Below are 16999 nucleotides of genomic sequence, written 5' to 3'. Positions count from 1 at the left end.
ACGGCATATGGCTGGGTTCGGTGGGCAGTGGCGGCAGTAATTCTCAGCTTCGACACGGACCGGCTGCGCCGCTGGGACTACGGAGCCGTCGTCGGGCAGGTGGCTCAGTCCGGCAGGTTCCTGGACCGATGGCCTATCAGTTTCTGTCCTGACATCCTCCCCGGGATCGAGGCATGGCTCCTGCTGCACGGCAGCACTGATGCGGGCAGCGGCCTGATCGGCCACGGGTGGGTGGCGTCAGAGCCGTACCAGGCCGGGGCAGGCGAAGGTTCCGATGCCACTGACTGGTTCATCGCGGTGGCCTTCGACTCACTGCTCCCGCTGGGCGATCAGGTACGGCCCGGGCCCCTGCGCGAGGCCTTCCCCGGCGGCATCCGGGAAATGGCGGAAGGCCCCTCCCTGGTGACGCTGCCGCCGTCGTCCGTGCCTGTTCTGCAACGCTTGTGGCGGGAATACGGGCCCACGACGACGGATCCCACCGAACTTGCCGGCGGCACCTTGCCGCAGGGCGCCGTCCGGCATATCCAGGTGAACCGCTTTGAACGGGACCCCGAAGCGCGCCGCGCTTGCCTGGCCTTCCATGGCACGTCGTGCGCTGCCTGCGGATTCTCCTTCGAATCCGCCTACGGTGAGGCCGGCTCAGGAGTGACGGCCGTGCACCACCTGGTGCCGCCGGCGATGCTTGGCAGCGGATACCAGCTTGACCCCATCGCCGACCTCATTCCGCTCTGCCATAACTGCCATGCGGTGGCCCATGGCGCAAACCCGGCGCGGACGGTTTCCGAACTCCGGAGCATCATCTCGGCCGCAGGACATGTCAGGGGTGAGGTGGTCAGTGACCTCGCTCTTCAAGCCCAGGAGGATGCGCGGCGGATTCTGGGGGGCGGACAGGCCTAGGTTCGCTGGTGGGGGTAAAATTGCTGGGATGACGTTGGCGGCAGGTTCCGGCCGGGCATTCCCGTTTGCACGGAGTGCCCGGGGTCTGTTGCGGCGCGTTCCTGTGTGGACGTGGCGTCTGCTGATGCGCTCGGTCAGCTCCCGGGAGCAGGTGCGTTTCAATACAGACCCTCTTACTGCGGTGGCTTACACACGCGACATCGACTATGTGGGTGATGCACTCCGTTCCCACCGCCTCGACGTACTGACGCCGTTGGTTCCGGCACATGCCTCTGCTGACGAAGCGACCAGGGCCGGGGAGCTGCTTCCGGTCTACGTTTACTTCCACGGCGGAGGCTGGACGTCCGGTGACAAGGCAGCTCTGACCAAGTACTGCGCGAACCAGGTACTTGGCGGGATGGTGGTGGTCAACGTGAATTACCGGCACGCACCCCGATTTACGATGGGACACGTGCTTGAGGACGCGAACGCCGCCCTGGCCTGGGTCGCCGCCAACATCCAGGGGTTCGGCGGGGATCCCGGGCGCCTGGTCCTGGGAGGCGACTCGGCCGGAGGACAGATCGCTGCGTTGCTAACAGCTGCGAGCCTGCGCCCCGACCTGGCAGAGCACTATTCGCTGCGGCCAGCCGTTGAGGCACGGCACCTGAAAGGGCTTGTTCAACACTGCAGCGTGGTGGATTTCTCGGTGTTCTTCGACACCGGTTTTGTCCTCAGCCTGAATTTCGTCCGCATGCTTCTGCCGGCCGGAGCCCGTGCAACTGCTGATCCGGCGGTACAAGGCCGCCGCAAGCCTCCCCGTACCCCGAGGACCGCCGCCCGTCTACGGGCTGCCGCCGGCTTCCTGTCCCCCATTGAGTGGCTGGACCGGTCCCACCCGCCCGTGTTCGTCAGCACGTCGGAGCGCGATTACTTCTACCGGGCGAACCTCAATTTCGTCGAACGGCTTCGACAGCATGGTGTTCCAGTGGATGCCCTGATCTACCCATGGGACCGCGCGAACACTGAACACACGTGGCAACAGGATTACCGCTACCCGGAATCCCAGGAAGTGTACCGCCGCCTCCATGCATTCGTCCGAGAGGTGACTGGACGGCCTTCCGCCCCTGACTAAGTTCAACGCGGTGGACTATGTTGGGACCATGGCTGAGCCGAACGAAGGCGGGTACGGGGTTAACCCTGAGGAGTTCGACTCCGCCCGGGTGGATGCAGCCGCCTTGCTCGATGCGGAGCTCGGTGACGTTGATTGGCTGGTACCGCCGCCCGGGGCTGTACACCGGTCCATCGATGTTCCCAGTGGCAAGCTCGCGGCCATGACCCTGGGCAATCCCGGTGATCCCTGCGTTGTGCTGGTGCCCGGGGCGACGGGTTCCAAAGAGGATTTCACACTCATGATGCCCGACTTGGCCAGTGCCGGCTACTTTGCCTTGAGCTACGACCTGGCGGGCCAGTACCAGTCAGCCGCAGCGGGGCCGGAGAACCTGGTGCCGCCACGCCGGCACTATGACTACCCGCTTTTCGTTGACGACTTCCTGGCGGTCCTGCAGGCAACAACCGGTCCTGCCCATGTTGTGGGCTACTCCTTCGCAGGGATCATTGCCCAGCTGGCCTACGTGCAGCGGCCTGAGCTTTTCAGGTCCATCACCTTGCTAAGCTGCCCCCCGGAGCCCGGCCAGAGTTTCAGGGGTGTGAGCCGCATCGGACGGTTAAGCACGTGGGTAAACGGCCGGGTGGGTGCTGCCCTGCTGATCTGGGGCATCCGGAGCGGAAGGGTGGTGCATGTACCGGCCGAACGGCGACGATTCGTCAATTACCGCTTCCGGTTCACCCGCCGCGCCTCGGTCCGGGACATCTTTACACTCATGCAGAACGTTCCGGACCTTCGGCAAACACTGGCGGAGGCGCCCATTCCAAAGTTCGTGGCCGTCGGCGAGCACGACCTGTGGCCACTCCAGCTTCACCGCCTGTTCGCCCGGGCAATCCGTGCCCGGATCGGCGTCTACAGGGGTGGCCACAGCCCCAGCGAAACATCGCCGCACGAGTTCAGCCGTGACCTCCTGGCCCTTTATGCCAAAGCCCCGAAGCCGTAACCGGAGTGGACCGCTGCCTGCGCCGCCGGCGTGACCGTTCCCGCCGGCGTCGCAACGGCGGTTCGGAGCGGAATTCGACGCGGAACGTTTCGAGCGACATCACGAGCCGGCGCCGGAACGCAGGCCAGCTGGAAAAGGGGCGCGCGGATACACCAACCGTGAGGGTGTGATCGTAGATGACATCCATGTCCGGACGAAGCCGGTAGGAGATATCAAGATCGTCGTGGACCAAGGCGTTGTCCCGCACCACCGCGTCCCGAATACCGGTCCAGACTTCACGGTGGAGCGCAAAGTTGGATCCGTAGACCGGGGTGTGGCCAAGCAGGAATCCAACGACCTTGAAGTAGCCGCCCCGGAGCAGGCAGCGGCCGGCCAGGCGGCCCAGGAAGTTCCCGCCATGGAAGTCACCCGGCCCCGTAAGCGCAGTGAGGGGTCCTGAAACGGCGAGGATCTTTTCGATGCGCTCGAGCCATTCCCGCGGAGGCCGCGAGTCGGCGTCAAGCCTGGCGATGATTGCGCCCGCCGCCGCGTCAAACCCCGCCGCCGCGGTGGCCGGGATGCCCGGCAGGTCCACCTGTACCCGCTTCACGCCGGCAGCGGCGCATACTGCGGCAGTGTCGTCGCTGCTGGAGTTGTCCACCACGATGATCTCGTCGGCTGGCCTGGTCTGCACGGACAGCAGGGCGAGGCATGCCTTCAGCTGGCTGGCATCGTTCCGCGTCGGAATGACCACTGAAATCGCAGGTGCGGCTTCCATACCGCGAGCCTACCGGCGTCGTCCGTTATCTCCCCATCCTCTGAGGGGATCCCTTGACTGAAGCAAGACATTTTGCGGGGCCATGGCGATCTTCGCTGATGGCGTGGGCGCGCACCTCGTGGCGCTCGACGTCGTCGGATACTGACTCTTTACCTGATGCCCGCGGCGCGCAGGGTGCGGGCCAGTTCGCCCGCCGCTGAGTGCAGGGTCTCCACGGTCTTTTCGATGACGTCGTCGGTGGCAAGTTCAACCGGCATGGAGCAGCTGATCGCATCGGTGCCCGGGATGCGGTAAGGGACCACCACGCTGACGCAGCACAGCCCTACGGTATTCTGCTCCCACTCCACGGAGTGCCCGGTCTTCCTGAATTCGGCCAGCTCTGCCTGCAGCGCCGCAAAGTCGGCAACGGTGTTCGGTGTCAGCGGGGCGTAGGGTCCCGCGCCAATCCTTTGCCGCACTTCGTCGTCGGTATATTCGGAGAGGATGGCCTTGCCCAATGCTGTCACCTGGGCCGGCAGCTTGCGGCCCACCCGGGAGGAAAGCCGGCGGCGGTCCACCGCCTGCCGGGTGGCCAGGTAGATGACATCGGAACGGTCCAGGCGGGCGTAGTGGGTGGTGAAGGTCGTCGCGTTGCGGACTTTTTCCAGGACGCCGGGGACGTGTCCCATCACAGGATCCCGGTCCAGGTAGGCGGTGCCGCACAGCAATGCATGCGTGCCGATCCGGTAAGCGCCCTCGGGGGTCTGCTCGATCCAGTTGAGCTCCAGAAGCGTCAACAGGAGCCAGTGCAGGCTGGAGCGGGGATATCCCGTCAATTTGAAGATTTCGGCTGTGGTCAGGGGTTGTGGAGCTGCGGCGACGAGTTCGAGGATCGCGATGGTCCGTTCCGCGGACTTCACGAGCTTTACGTCGCCGCCGGGCGCCTCCCCGCGTGCACTTTCCTGTACCTCGAGTGATGCCATTAGTACTCCCCCGTTCGCCACAGTCCCAGCCCGCCGCCTGTCATTTGGCGGCCAGGTGCGGGTAGTTGTCTATTCCCAGCTTATGGTCACTCCCGGCCCAGGCACCGCCAAGAAGCGCGGCCCATGCGTCGGGGGTCGTGGTGTCCACCTCGTCGGCAAATGCCTCCGCATTGTCCCGCGGCTCAAATCCGATGGCACGGCCGGCCTCCAGGTTTGCCCACCCGCGGCTGTTGGCAGATACCGCCCACACCACGTGGTGCCCCGGCGCGCCCGCGTCATTGAGGGCCGCCTGGACCAGGCGGAAGGAATCGGCCGGGGAGAGCCAGGAGCCAAGGGTCCGCAGGTTTCCCGGCCGTTCACCCCCGGTCCCGATCCGTGCGCTGACCACCTTCATGCCGAACTTGTCCGCGTACAGGCTGCCCAGTGCTTCCACGGCGGCTTTGCTAACGCCGTAGTAGGTATCAGGGCGAGGCGGCAGCACAGCATCCGCAGCCGCGGCACCCGTGGGGTGGAATCCCACAGCGTGCGTGGAGCTGGCCAGAAGGACGCGTTCGACGCCGTTGCGGCGGGCCGCTTCGAGCGTCACCTGGGTGCCCGTGATGTTGGTGGACACAAGCTCCTCCCACGTTTTCTCACGGTGCAGGCCGCCCAGGTGCACGACTCCGGCGACGCCGGCCAAGGCGGCGTTCATGAAGTCGGGGTCCGTTACGGATCCCACGTATACCGACTCGTGCGCACGGGGGTCGCGAGCCTCTGCCAGGTCCAGCAGGCGGACAGCGTAGCCAGCGTCTGCCAAGTAGGGCCGCAGCAACGTGGCCATCATGCCTGCCCCTCCTGTGACGGCGACAGTGACGGGGCTCGATGGTGCGGCCAAGTTTCCTCCAGTGGTTGACAGCCTGTGACCATGATCATACTCTCGTGAAGTACGTTTCACATAGTAACAGTCATTTATATATGTAAAAAAGGAGAATCAAAGTGGATTCGAAGTTCAAGTCCCGCTCCCGGGCGGCTCTGGCGCTGTCCATGGCTTCGGCTGCCTTGTTGACCGGCTGCGGCAGCGGCTCTTCGGCACCGGCGGCGAAGGATGATGGACAACCCATCGAGGTGTGGGCGCGCGCCGGAACCGATGCCGCCACCACGTACTCCGCGCTGTTCAAGGAGTTCACAGCCAAGACGGGCGTGCAGGTCAACTTCCAAGGCGTCCCGGACCTGGACCAGCAGCTCCAAACCCGTGCAGCGTCCAAGAAACTGCCGGACCTGGTCATCAATGACTCAGCAGCCCTGGGCAATTACACCTCACAGGGGTACCTGCAGAAAATCGATAAATCCTCCGTAGCGGGCAACGACGCGATCCCGGACTCCCTGTGGAAGGAAACCCAGGGCCTGGACGGATCCACCTACGGCGTTCCGTTCTCCCGACAGACCATGGTGACCATAATCCGCAAGGACTGGCGCGAAAAGCTGGGCCTGCCCGTTCCCAAAACGCAGGAGGACCTGGCGAAACTCGCCACCGCATTCGCCACGCAGGATCCGGACGGCAACGGCCAGGCCGACACCTATGGCATGACTGTTCCCGGATCCACGGAACGCGGCTACTTCGGCTGGTGGGCCTCCTCCTACCTTTGGCAGGACGGCGGGACCTACCTGAAGGACGACGGCAACGGGAAGTATTCAGCCTCCGCATCCGACGCCCAGGCGGGCGTCACCTGGATCAAGCAGCAGTTCTGCACCCCCGGCAACACCCAGCCCGGTGCCCTCACAGCAGCCACCAGCGCCGCAACCCCCTTCTTCCAGACCGGTAAAACAGGCATCATCCTGACCGGTCCCTACAACTTCTCCTCTTTCGACGCTTCGCTCGGCAAGGACAAGTACGAAGTGATCGAGACCCCCAAGGGCAGCAAGGACAACACCGTCCTGGCGGAAGGCGAAAACATCTACGTCACGGCCACCAACGGCAAGAAGGACCAGACCAAGCAGGTCATTGACTTCCTCGTTTCAGCAGAGGGCCAGAAGGCAGGCATGACCGCCGGCAAGCAGCCGATCGTCCGGGTGCCGGTGAACTCCGGCGTCGACGCCGCCGCCGTCTACAACGACCCGCGCTGGGCCGTGGTCCAGGACGCTTTAAAGAACTCTTCGAAGTCGTTCCCGTCCGCCATCAACTTCGTTCCGATCAAGCAGGCCGCGGCGGAAGCGCTGAACAAGATCGCCTCCGATTGCGCGGCGGACAATGTGGCATCCGGGCTCAAGGACCTTGACACTGCCATCAACAACGAACTGACAAGCCAGAACGCAAAGTCATGACCACTGCCCCAACCAAACCAGCGCGGTCGTTGACCCGGGCTCCGGATACGGGTCAGGAGCCGGCGCGCAGGAAGCGCCGCAACGGCAAGCAACTCCTGGCCATCTGGCTCTTCCTGGTGCCGGCGGCCGTCCTGGGCCTGTACTTCAAGTTCATCCCCATGGTCGAGGGCATCCGGCTGAGCTTCTTCAAGGTCCAGCCGTTCCTGGGCGACGTGTTTGTCGGCCTGGACAACTACATCAGCGTGCTGACGGATGCCCGCTTCATGGAAGCCCTGGGCCACACGGTGGTTCTCGGTGTGACCCAGACGCTGGGGGCACTGGTGGTGGGGTTCGCTTTGGCCCTGCTGCTGGAAGGTCAGGCACGGTCGCTGTGGATCCTGCGCACCACCATCTTCCTTCCCGTCGTCACGGCCCTGGCCGTCGTCGGCGAAATCTGGCGGATCCTCTACTTCCCCACCGCTGACGGGCCGCTGAACAGCATCCTGGGCTGGCTGGGACTCGGTCCCCTGCAATTCCTCAACGGCACGGACACGGCACTGTGGTCCATCGCCGTCGTCGGCATCTGGAGCGGAGCGCCCTACAACATGGTGATCATCCTGGCCGGCCTCACCGGCGTGGACCGTTCCCTCTACGAATCGGCGGGGGTGGATGGAGCCACCATCTGGCAGCGGCTGCGGTACATCACCCTGCCCGCCCTGCGCCCGTCGCTGGTGATTGTCCTGACCCTGGCCGCCATCCGCAGCCTTCGCAGCTTCACGGAGGTCTACGTGCTCACCGGCGGTGGCCCCGCCGGGTCCACCGAAGTCTGGATGACCCGCATGTACTCACTCGGGTTCCAGCGCAATGACATCGGTGTGGCATCGGCAGCCGCTGTCCTCCTGCTGGTGGTCACCCTGCTGCTGACCCTCGGTACTCAGCTTCTTGGCAAAAGGAAGGCCGCACTATGACCGACACCGCTTCCCGCCCGCGGGCACTCACAGCGAAACCATCCGCGGGCGCGCGATTCGACACCGCCCTTGGCTGGTCTCCCCGGGTCGGCCCGAACATGATCCTCCGCATCCTGCTCTGCGTGCTCGTTTTCTGCATCTTTGCGCTGCCCTTCATGGCCATCATTTCCGGAGCGTTCGACCGGAATTCCAGCCCCACGGACATATCGCTGCTGCCCAAGAGCTTCACGCTCCGGAACTTTGAAGCCGCCACGCAGCAGGGGCTGTGGGGCTACCTGCTGAACTCCTTGGTGGTGGCCGGCGGCGGCCTCCTGCTCCAGATGACGGTGTCGGTATTCGCCGCCTACAGCCTGAGCCGGAAGAAGTTCCGGGGACAGGCGCTGGTCCTGCTGCTGGTCCTGATGACAATGATGCTGCCGGAAGAGATCATCGGCATTCCGCTGTCCTTGGTCCTTGGAGATTTGCCGCTGCTGGGAATCAGCCTGCGCGGCTCCGTCCTGGCCGTCATCCTCCCGGTCGGCATCTGGGGTTTCTCCATCTTCATCATGAGCGAATTCATGAAGGAGATCCCCGGCGAGATCGAGGAAGCCGCCCGGTTGGACGGGGTGGGCGAATTCCGGATGCTGTTCACCATCATCCTCCCGCTCTGCAAACCCGCCCTCGGCGTTATCGGGATCTTCGGCTTCATGATGGTCTGGGACCAGTACCTGCTGCCACTCATAGCAGCAAATGACCCCAGCGACTACACCCTGACCGTTGCACTCTCGGTACTCCGCAATGACACCACGGTGGGACCCGGAGTGCTGCTGGCCGGCGCCCTGATGGCCATGGTTCCGAGCCTCCTGGTGTACCTCTTCCTGCAACGCTCCATGATCCGCGGCATCACCTCGGGCGCCACCAAGGGGTAGGGCGAACCCCCTCCCCCGCCCATTCCACGAAAGAAGTTCAATGAAAACCAGCACCACCATCCATGCCGCGTCCACGCCCACTTCGGCAGACCTCATCATCACGGACATCACCATCACCCCCATCGCGTTTTCGGATCCGCCGCTGCTGAACGCCGTCGGAGTCCACGAGCCCCTGGTCCACCGGGTAATTATCGAGGTCCGGACGGCCAACGGCCTGCTGGGATTGGGCGAATGCTCCGGCGGACGCAGCAGGCTGGACAACCTGGCAGCGGGGGCCAACGCCATCAAAGGCGTGAATGTCTTCGAGACCACCCGGATGGAACAGCTGATCAACCGGGCCCTCGACCCGTCCCTGTCCGCGTTTGAACGCGCCGCCGTCTTCTCCGCTTTCGAGGTTGCCGCACTGGACATCCAAGGGCACGCCACAGGACGGACTGTCAGTGAACTGCTGGGCGGCACCGTCCGCAACGAAGTACCCTTCAGCGCCTACCTGTTCTACAAGTGGGCCGAGCATCCGGCAATGGACGGCAAGCCCGCCATCACAGATGAGTGGGGCGAGGCGCTGGACCCAGCGGGCATTGTCCGGCAGGCACAAAAAATGATCGCCGAGTACGGGTTCAAGTCCATCAAGCTCAAGGGCGGAGTCTTCCCGCCGGCCGAGGAAATCCAGGCCATCAGGGCGCTCCGCGAAGCGTTCCCTGACATGCCGCTTCGGCTCGATCCCAATACCGCATGGACCGTGGAAACGTCCAGGTGGGTGGCCCGGGAAACCGAAGGCCTGCTGGAGTACCTGGAGGATCCGACACCGGGCCTTGACGGGATGGGCCAGGTGGCCGCGGCGGCCACCATGCCCCTGGCCACGAACATGTGCGTTGTTGCTTTCGAGCACATCAAGCGCAGCGTCGAACTGGGCTCCGTCCAGGTGATCCTCGGTGATCACCACTATTGGGGCGGCCTGCGCCACACCCGGGAGCTGGGAGCCATTTGTGAGACCTTCGGAATAGGATTGTCCATGCACTCCAACTCCCACCTGGGCATCAGCCTCGCCGCCATGGTGCACGTGGCCGCGGCCACCCCTGCCCTGACCTACGCCTGCGACACCCACTATCCCTGGAACGGGCACAATGATGTGGTCAAGCCCGGTGCCCTGCGCTTTGTGGACGGCAGCGTCCGCGTCCCCACAGGCACGGGATTGGGCGTGGAGCTGGACCGGGAAAAGCTCGCCGAACTGCACCAGCAGTACCTCGATGCCCGGATGACGGCCCGGGATGACACCGGCTACATGCAGCGCTTCGTCCCCGAGTTCACCGCGGACCTCCCCCGGTGGTAGGGCCGCAGGTCACCGGGTACCTCTATCCCTGGGATGTGCTCGGTGACCGCGAGGCCGTTGAGTGGATAAAGGACAGCGGGGTGGACCGCGTGGCGCTCGCGGCGGCCTACCACTCGGTGCGCGCTGGGACGCCGCGGCACCCCGACCGCCGCGTGGTGGATGCCGGATCCGCGGCGCTCTACGTGCCCGCCGGTGATGCTTTCACCGGCCAGGCCCTCGTTCCCGGCAGTGCGTGGGAGTGGACGGGGACGGAGAACGCGTTCGGCGAGGCCGCCTCGGCGCTGCGGCAAGCCAACCTCCCGGTGGACGCATGGGCGGTGCTGACCCACTCGAGCGCGGCCGGCGGCAACAACCCCGGCATGTGCGTACGCAACGCGTTCGGTGAGGTGTACAGCTACGCGTTGTGCCCCTCGCACCCCGCGGTTCGCGGGTACGCCGCCGGGATCGTGGCGCGGGTCCTCGCGGACGGGCAACCCGACGGGCTCATCCTGGAAGCCGTAGGCCCGCTGGGATTCAGCCATCAGAACCGGCACGAAAAGACGGAAGGCGCCGAGTACTCACCGTGGGTGCAGGCGCTGTTGTCGCTGTGTTTCTGTGCGGCGTGCAAGGCTGCCTACGAGGCGCGCGGGCTGCCGGCCGCCGCACAGCAGGACCGGGTGCGCGCCGAGGTGGTGCAATCAGGGGATCCGGAACTCACCGTGGCCACGGCCCCAAACGCAGGGGATTTCCTTCCCCTGCTGGAGGTTCGCTGGGACGCCACAGCGGCGCTGCTGGATCAGTGCCTGGCAGCCGTCGAAGCCTCCGGCTCCAGTCCCCGCATATCCCTGCACGCGTCGCCGGACCCCTGGAACACGGGACCGTTCTTGCCTGTGGAGTCCCTGCGCAGGAGCCGGCTGTGGGGGCAGCTTGGTGACGTGACCGCCGTCGTGCCGTGCTGGGGCAGCCCGAGCGACGGCGCGCTGACGGTCCAAGCCATGTCAGCCGCCGGTGTTCGCGCAGGTGCGTACGTTTTGGCGTTGCCGCCAAAGTCGTCCGACGGCGGCGGGCTGGCAAGCGAGTGGGGCGCGCTTCACGCGGCAGGCGCCGACGAGCTGCACGTCTATCATTTGGGACTTGCCTCCACCAGGCGGCTTTCGGCGATTTCGCAGGCACTCGCACGCCTGCACTATGGGCGCGGTTCAGCGCCGGGCACCGGCGCAGCCGCCCTGATCTCCAGTGCCCGGCCCGAATCTTGAGCCAAATTTGTGTGGAACGTGGGCGGTTGCTTGGGTTCCGCTCCTACCGTAGAGACCAAGATCCTGCCAAGGCGGCAGGGCCTTGGCACCAGGGACAGGACCGGCGGCCAGTGCACCTACGAGACCATGGGTGCCGCCCCCCAAACGCCGCCGGTCCATCCACCTCCACCTTGTGTGCTGGTTGCTTTCACCGGTGGCCGCGATCACCATGGAAGCGTGCGAACGAAAGGCTTCTGGCGCCCGCCGGCTTTGCCCCTCTGCCTGCTGGCCTGTCTGGCCGGAATGGCCGGGTGTTCCTATGACTACCCGGATGCGGCACATACCCCGGGCACCGAAGCTGACGGCGTGGCCACGGCTCTGCCTACGAAATCCGCGGCGCCACCTGCTGACCCCCTGGTCCTTGAGGGCGAGGTGAGGAACTACCAGGATTTGGACGGGCTCCTAAAGGCTGTCCCGGGAGACGTACTCCTGTTTCAAGAGGGGCCATTGGACGGGCCTGCCAGGGGTTTTGGCACCACGGAACAGGTAGACGCGGCCGGCGAGTACACAGTCACCGCGGCCTGCATCGGTGCTCCCAACGCGAAGATCTTCATCCGCCAGGAGAATCCACTGTCACGCTCTGGCCTGTCGAGCTCACGGTGAACTGCCCAGGACCCGCGTCACAGGTCATCACACTTCAACAAGGCTATGTTTCCGCGCACCTGTCACTGCCTGCACCCGCAGATACGCCCTGGACCGGGGCAGTAGGCGGAGTGCGGGTGACCGGCTGAGGCTGCCTGCCCGCTGCCGGCGCACGCTCACCGGACAGCCACGTCCCGCCAGACAGCCATCCGGCCCAAGGCTGCGGCGAGACCTACCGTTGCCCAGAGACCAAGGGCACCGATTGTCCAGCCGAAACCGAGCATGGATCCCAGCGCCCAGAAGCCCAGTGTCGGCACGATGAAGAACGCGGCAACATGGATCCATTGGTTGCGGATGGGTCGGAGTAAATACCCAAGGATCCAGGCCAGCGGGACGCCTGTGACCAGGGCGATGCCGTACCCGTACATCAGGACCATGAGGGCGAGGTCGAGCAGGAACCCCTGCGAGGTCGCCGCCAATACGATATACAGGCCGACCAGCCACAGCGTCGTCGCAATGGCCCAGCCCTTGAAGAGCGCCCGGCCCGTAAGTATCACGCCCCTCCGGATCAGAATGCCGCCGTCCGGAGTACCCTCGCCGAGGGCACCGTGCGTCATGGCACGTGCCCTTCAGCGTGATGCCCGGTCATTTGGCAGCGAGTTCGTTGCGGCGGAAGGTTCCGGCGATGGAGAGCTTGCGCCCGTATTCGATGGACCCGTACCTGAACAAGTGGACGGCCAGCCGAAGGATCAGGGTCCCGACGACGAACAGTTCGACGACGACGATGGTCGCCTCAACAGGGTTGAGAGTGCCGAAGCCGTTGCGAAGCAGTGCGGTAACCGGAGCGGTCAGCGGGAAGTAGGTGAAGATCTGTACGATCAGTGCCCCCGGGTTGGAGATGATCAGGCTGAATGTATAGAAGGGGATGAACATCATTGCCACGAGCGGGCCGAAGACGGTTCCAGCTTCCTTGGCGGTGGGCATGATCGCCCCGATGGCCACCAGGACTCCGGTGAAGACCGTGAATCCGCCCAGCGTGAGAAGTGCCCCGATGATTATGGGGCCGGGTTCGAAGACCAGCGAGGACAGATCAACCTGGGGCAAGGCAAGGCGGTCCCGGAAGAACAAGTAAGCGAGTCCTACCGGCGCCAGGAAGACGAGGATCTGGACCAGCCCGACGGCGAACAGCGAGATGATCTTGCCGGTGATCAGGGTGGTTGGATTCAGGGTGGTCAGGATCATTTCGGTGACGCGGTTTTCTTTCTCCTCCAGGGTGGAGTTCAGCATCTGGTTTGAAAGAAGGATCATCGAAATGTAGAAGATGACAAGGAATAACAGCGGCGGGATGATTCCGCCGACGCCGGCGGCGGCGGTGCCGCCCTTGAAGGTTTCGGAGTCGACCCTGACGGCCCCCGTCAAGGCTGCGGTCAGCTGGGGCGAGCCGACCTGGTTCTGGGCTGAGACGGCAAGAAGCTGTTTGGCCACGGCCTGGTATTTGTCGTTCTCGAACATGCCTTTGTCGGTGCCGTAGACCTTTACCGACTCCTTGGCGGGATCGGCCGGGTAGGCGAAGTACGCCTCAGAGGTGCCGTCCTTCACTGCGGCGATCGCGGCCGCCGGATCGCTGGTTAGCGTCCCGCCGGCCAGCTTGGCGGCGGAAGGCGAGATGATGCCGGAGGCGTCGGTGTAGGTGAACGCGAACCTGGCGCTCTTCTGCGCAGCCGCACTGTCCTTTGTACTGGCGTTGGACGCGTACACGAGGGCGAAGATGAGCACGAGGATGACCGGAAGCGCCAGGGTTGCGATCACGAAGCCCCGTTTCTTGATGGTCCGGAAGAACTCGAACGAGATGACCGTGCCGAGGTTGTGCTGTCCCATTGCCATGTCAGCCTTCCGCCAGTTCATGCTGTTCGCCATAGACCTGGATGAAGATTTCATCCAGGGAAATCCTCGCCGGGGTAAAGGACCGGACGCCTGCGCCGGCTTCCACGAGTGCGCGCAGGACTTTCTCCTCCGTCGCCCCGGGCCGCGGCGAGAGTTCCGCCCGGCCGTCCTCATCCGATACGACGTCGAAGAGCCCCGACCCGGGCAGGGAACCGTCGTGGGTGACCCGGTAGACGGTGCCGCCGAACTCTTCCTGGACCTCTTCCACGGTCCCGTAGGCGCGGGAGACCCCGTCCTTGAGCAGGATGACGCGGTCGCAGAGCCGCTCGACTTCCTCCATCTGGTGGGTGACCATGATGACGGTTGCCCCGGCCCGCTTGTGTTCTTCGATGATGTCCATCAGCAGCCGCCGGTTGACCGGGTCAAAGCCCTTGGTGGGCTCGTCCAGGATCAGCAGCCCCGGGTTGTTCATGATGGTTACCCCGAGCTGGACTTTCTGCTGCTGGCCGCTGGAGAGTTTGTCCAGGCGGGTCTTGGCTTTGCCGGCAAGACCGACCCGTTCCAGGTAGTCCTCGGACCAGGACCGGGCTGCGGTTTTGGACAATCCTTTGAGCCGGCCGAAGTAAACCATCACATCCAGGACATGTTCCTTCTTGTACAAGCCGCGCTCCTCGGGCAGGTAGCCGAGGCTGGCCCCGTCCCGGGGCTCGAAGACCTTACCGCCGATGTGCAAAGTCCCGGCCGTCGGCCGGTAGATACCCAGGAGCGCCCGCAACGTGGTGGTTTTCCCGGACCCGTTGCTGCCGAGGAATCCGAATGTCTCTCCGGCGTGGACATCAAAGGACAGGTCACGGATAACCGTGGTGTCCCCGAAGTCCATCCGGAAGTCCTGAATGTGTACCAGCGGCTCCTGCGCACTGTCCCCCGATGTCATGGTCTCAGCGTAGCCGTTGGCGATCCCGTCGTACCGGGTCAGCCCCTCGCTATCCATTGCCTGAGGAGTCAGAGAAACAGACGGGTCGGAAATCGGGTACTACAGTGGATGCATGGCTCCCAGCCGTCACCCGCTCGATGACCTGCGCGAAACAATCGGCCACCTGGCCGATCAGCTCAAGCTGCCCGGTTCGGAGCGCGTCGACGACCTCGTCGGCGATCTCATCGGCGCGAGGCCCGGGCCGGCCCGGCCGCTGTACGAAGTGCAGGCCGAGCTTGACGCGCTGGTGGGACTGGAGACCGTGAAGGAACAGGTGCGGGCACTCGTCGCACTGCTCCAGGTCCAGGCCCGCCGCAAGGCGCACGGCCTGCCGGAGGTGGCCACATCACAACATCTGGTGTTCCTCGGGAACCCGGGCACGGGCAAGACCACCGTGGCCCGGCTCCTGGCCGAGATGTACCGCGCGGTCGGCCTACTCCAGAAAGGCCACCTGGTCGAGGTTGACCGTTCGGGTCTGGTGGGACAGTACGTTGGCCAGACCGCCATCAAGACGGACCGGGTGATCCGGCGCGCCTTGGATGGCGTCCTGTTCATCGACGAGGCCTACGCTTTGGCCCCGGAGGACGGCCGGATGGACTTCGGCCCCGAGGCGATCGAAGTCCTGCTCAAGCGGATGGAGGACCACCGCCACCGCCTGGTGGTGATCGTCGCCGGGTACCCGCGGTTGATGGAGTCCTTCCTGCTTTCGAACCCTGGACTGCGCTCCCGGTTCGCCCGCGAGATCACGTTCCCCGACTACTCCGTGGACTCACTCCAGACGATCTTCAACCAGATGCTGGCGCAACACGAGTACACCCCTGGAGCCGGGGGCTGACCAGATGCTGCGCCGCATCCTCACGGGGCTCCACGCGGGCGAGGACTCCGGCAACGCACGATTCGTCCGCACGCTGTTCGAGCAGGCACTCAACCGCCAGGCGCTGCGGCTGTCGCTCGACGAGGAACAAAGCCTCGACGCGCTCGACCGCGAGGCCGTCATGACTCTCACTGTGGACGACATCGCCGGGGCCGCGCGGGCCTTGGGCGAGGAGCCTGAACCGGAACCGGCGCCGGAACCGGAGCAGCCACGCTGGTGGCGCTGGCTGGCCTGACCGGATCTTCCCTCGCACCGTTCACCTGACGCGGGGCTGCTCGAGGACGCTGATGAAGTCCGGAACGCCATAGCCGCAAGCCCGGCGCCCACCGTCGTTGTTGGCTGGTCCTACGGCACCGACGTTGTGGGAATTGCCGCACAACGCATGCAAAACGTTGGGCGCCTTGTGTACGTTTCCTCGCCTCCGCTGCAGCTTCATCCTGAGGTCCGCGATGCCGGCTTCCTGGATGCACTGGAGCATATGCTCCGGGACGAATACGGCCGTTTCGCCCTGGACGGTCACTGGTGGCTCAGTGAAGACGAAGCTGGCTTGAGACTTCCAGGCGAGGTACGCAACTTCTTGAAAGAACATCCCCGCAGGTTTGTCACGACCAGGACCCGCAGCGATCGCGTTCCGGCGGCCGCATGGACCGAAATTCCCACGACGGTGCTCCTCGGTGCGAACGACACCCTGACCGACCAGGAAGCACGGGCACGGGCGCGCGACGCGGTGGCGGATGTCAGGGACGTAGACACCGACCATTTCATGCTGTTCAATCGCCCGGAGATCATCGCCGATGTCATCGTCGAGCCGCTGCCCTGAGCCTCTCAAGGGTCGCGCAGTGGCCCGGACCAGAACACTGTATTTGTCGGTACGCGAGGATCGGACCCAGGTAGCGCAAGGCACCCACAGAATGTCAGGCCCCTGTTCGAAGATAGGTACATGGGAAGCGAAGCGGTGGTTGAGGCTTTTGAGGCGATAGACGCCGCGATAGCCCTGCTCCGCACAGAAATTGTTCAGCCAGGTTGCGCGAACCTCTCGGTCGATCCGCAGGCCGCCGTCGCTGACGAGTGCTTGGATGTCCTTGCCGGGGTTGCACGCACAGAGGCCCGCGTCGCGGCATTGAAGTCGGCGGCAGTCGCTGCATACGCCGAGTCCGCCCGGTCCGCGGCGCCTGCTGATAGACCGGTTCAAGCGCAGGAAATGGCAATCGCTGCGGAGGTGG

At 64.7% G+C, this 16999-nt stretch carries 14 protein-coding genes and 2 pseudogenes; 10 read left to right on the top strand and 6 right to left on the bottom strand.

What is annotated here, in order from left to right:
- Positions 1–27 precede the first annotated feature (27 nt).
- The 3 genes from QF050_RS13035 (at position 28) to QF050_RS13025 (ending at position 2984) form a co-directional block, all read left to right on the top strand.
- A complete protein-coding gene (locus QF050_RS13035; protein ID WP_308930788.1) occupies positions 28–897 on the top strand; it encodes a restriction endonuclease in 870 nt (289 codons plus the stop codon).
- A gap of 124 nt (positions 898–1021) precedes the next feature.
- Complete coding sequence (locus QF050_RS13030) at positions 1022–2008, top strand: alpha/beta hydrolase (protein ID WP_308930787.1); 987 nt, start codon at positions 1022–1024, stop codon at positions 2006–2008.
- A 28-nt stretch (positions 2009–2036) separates the two neighbouring features.
- Complete coding sequence (locus tag QF050_RS13025) at positions 2037–2984, top strand: alpha/beta hydrolase (RefSeq protein WP_308930786.1); 948 nt, start codon at positions 2037–2039, stop codon at positions 2982–2984.
- Here the strand turns inward: QF050_RS13025 and QF050_RS13020 are convergent.
- The 3 genes from QF050_RS13020 to QF050_RS13010 form a co-directional block, all read right to left on the bottom strand.
- On the bottom strand, positions 2938–3741 hold the full coding sequence (locus tag QF050_RS13020) for a glycosyltransferase family 2 protein (protein ID WP_308930785.1): 804 nt from the start codon (positions 3739–3741) through the stop codon (positions 2938–2940). The genes QF050_RS13025 and QF050_RS13020 overlap by 47 nt on opposite strands.
- Positions 3742–3890: 149 nt before the next feature.
- Positions 3891–4703 (bottom strand): IclR family transcriptional regulator, encoded by an 813-nt coding sequence (locus QF050_RS13015; RefSeq protein WP_308930784.1) that lies wholly within the window; start codon positions 4701–4703, stop codon positions 3891–3893.
- 40 nt (positions 4704–4743) lie between these two features.
- Positions 4744–5577 (bottom strand): NAD-dependent epimerase/dehydratase family protein, encoded by an 834-nt coding sequence (locus QF050_RS13010; protein ID WP_374121523.1) that lies wholly within the window; start codon positions 5575–5577, stop codon positions 4744–4746.
- A gap of 101 nt (positions 5578–5678) precedes the next feature.
- Here QF050_RS13010 and QF050_RS13005 point away from each other — a divergent pair, with 101 nt between their 5' ends.
- Genes QF050_RS13005 through QF050_RS12985 form a run of 5 tightly spaced genes read left to right on the top strand, consistent with a single transcriptional unit; the run spans position 5679 to position 11424 of the window.
- A complete protein-coding gene (locus QF050_RS13005; protein WP_308930782.1) occupies positions 5679–7004 on the top strand; it encodes an extracellular solute-binding protein in 1326 nt (441 codons plus the stop codon).
- On the top strand, positions 7001–7951 hold the full coding sequence (locus QF050_RS13000) for a sugar ABC transporter permease (RefSeq protein ID WP_308930781.1): 951 nt from the start codon (positions 7001–7003) through the stop codon (positions 7949–7951). The genes QF050_RS13005 and QF050_RS13000 overlap by 4 nt, the downstream gene beginning before the upstream one ends.
- Positions 7948–8859: a carbohydrate ABC transporter permease gene (locus tag QF050_RS12995; protein ID WP_308930780.1), complete on the top strand. Its 912-nt coding sequence runs from the start codon at positions 7948–7950 to the stop codon at positions 8857–8859. The genes QF050_RS13000 and QF050_RS12995 overlap by 4 nt, the downstream gene beginning before the upstream one ends.
- Positions 8860–8899: 40 nt before the next feature.
- Entirely contained in the window at positions 8900–10189 is a 1290-nt protein-coding gene (locus tag QF050_RS12990; RefSeq protein ID WP_308930779.1) for a glucarate dehydratase family protein, read from the top strand.
- A complete protein-coding gene (locus tag QF050_RS12985) occupies positions 10183–11424 on the top strand; it encodes a hypothetical protein (RefSeq protein ID WP_308930778.1) in 1242 nt (413 codons plus the stop codon). The genes QF050_RS12990 and QF050_RS12985 overlap by 7 nt, the downstream gene beginning before the upstream one ends.
- 797 nt (positions 11425–12221) lie before the next feature.
- On the opposite strand, the gene QF050_RS12980 is transcribed toward QF050_RS12985, so the two are convergent.
- Genes QF050_RS12980 through QF050_RS12970 form a run of 3 tightly spaced genes read right to left on the bottom strand, consistent with a single transcriptional unit; the run spans position 12222 to position 14809 of the window.
- Positions 12222–12662, bottom strand: a complete 441-nt coding sequence (locus tag QF050_RS12980; RefSeq protein WP_308930777.1) for a hypothetical protein — start codon at positions 12660–12662, stop codon at positions 12222–12224.
- Positions 12663–12690: 28 nt separating this feature from the next.
- Positions 12691–13923: an ABC transporter permease gene (locus tag QF050_RS12975; protein ID WP_374121568.1), complete on the bottom strand. Its 1233-nt coding sequence runs from the start codon at positions 13921–13923 to the stop codon at positions 12691–12693.
- Positions 13924–13930: 7 nt separating this feature from the next.
- A complete protein-coding gene (locus tag QF050_RS12970) occupies positions 13931–14809 on the bottom strand; it encodes an ATP-binding cassette domain-containing protein (protein WP_308932168.1) in 879 nt (292 codons plus the stop codon).
- 166 nt (positions 14810–14975) lie between these two features.
- On the opposite strand from QF050_RS12970, the pseudogene QF050_RS12965 reads away from it, so the two are divergent.
- Both QF050_RS12965 and QF050_RS12960 read left to right on the top strand, forming a co-directional pair.
- Positions 14976–16011: pseudogene (locus QF050_RS12965) on the top strand (AAA family ATPase).
- 12 nt (positions 16012–16023) lie between these two features.
- Positions 16024–16596, top strand: a pseudogene (locus QF050_RS12960) (alpha/beta fold hydrolase); the annotation flags it as partial.
- Positions 16597–16999: the final 403 nt, after the last annotated feature.

It is taken from the genome of Arthrobacter sp. SLBN-112 (assembly GCF_030944625.1).
Classification (GTDB): Bacteria; Actinomycetota; Actinomycetes; order Actinomycetales; family Micrococcaceae; genus Arthrobacter.
The sequence above is the reverse complement of the archived record's forward strand: the minus strand, read 5'-3'. Positions and strand labels throughout refer to the sequence as shown.

Excerpts from the sequence above, each read along its gene's own strand:
- QF050_RS12975 (WP_374121568.1), bottom strand. The coding sequence starts at position 13,923 with ATGGGACAGCACAACCTCGGCACGGTCATCTCGTTCGAGTTCTTCCGG.
- QF050_RS12980 (WP_308930777.1), bottom strand. The coding sequence starts at position 12,662 with ATGACGCACGGTGCCCTCGGCGAGGGTACTCCGGACGGCGGCATTCTG.
- QF050_RS13020 (WP_308930785.1), bottom strand. The coding sequence starts at position 3,741 with ATGGAAGCCGCACCTGCGATTTCAGTGGTCATTCCGACGCGGAACGAT.
- QF050_RS13015 (WP_308930784.1), bottom strand. The coding sequence starts at position 4,703 with ATGGCATCACTCGAGGTACAGGAAAGTGCACGCGGGGAGGCGCCCGGC.
- QF050_RS12995 (WP_308930780.1), top strand. The coding sequence starts at position 7,948 with ATGACCGACACCGCTTCCCGCCCGCGGGCACTCACAGCGAAACCATCC.
- QF050_RS12990 (WP_308930779.1), top strand. The coding sequence starts at position 8,900 with ATGAAAACCAGCACCACCATCCATGCCGCGTCCACGCCCACTTCGGCA.
- QF050_RS13000 (WP_308930781.1), top strand. The coding sequence starts at position 7,001 with ATGACCACTGCCCCAACCAAACCAGCGCGGTCGTTGACCCGGGCTCCG.
- QF050_RS12970 (WP_308932168.1), bottom strand. The coding sequence starts at position 14,809 with ATGGACTTCGGGGACACCACGGTTATCCGTGACCTGTCCTTTGATGTC.
- QF050_RS13025 (WP_308930786.1), top strand. The coding sequence starts at position 2,037 with ATGGCTGAGCCGAACGAAGGCGGGTACGGGGTTAACCCTGAGGAGTTC.
- QF050_RS13030 (WP_308930787.1), top strand. The coding sequence starts at position 1,022 with ATGCGCTCGGTCAGCTCCCGGGAGCAGGTGCGTTTCAATACAGACCCT.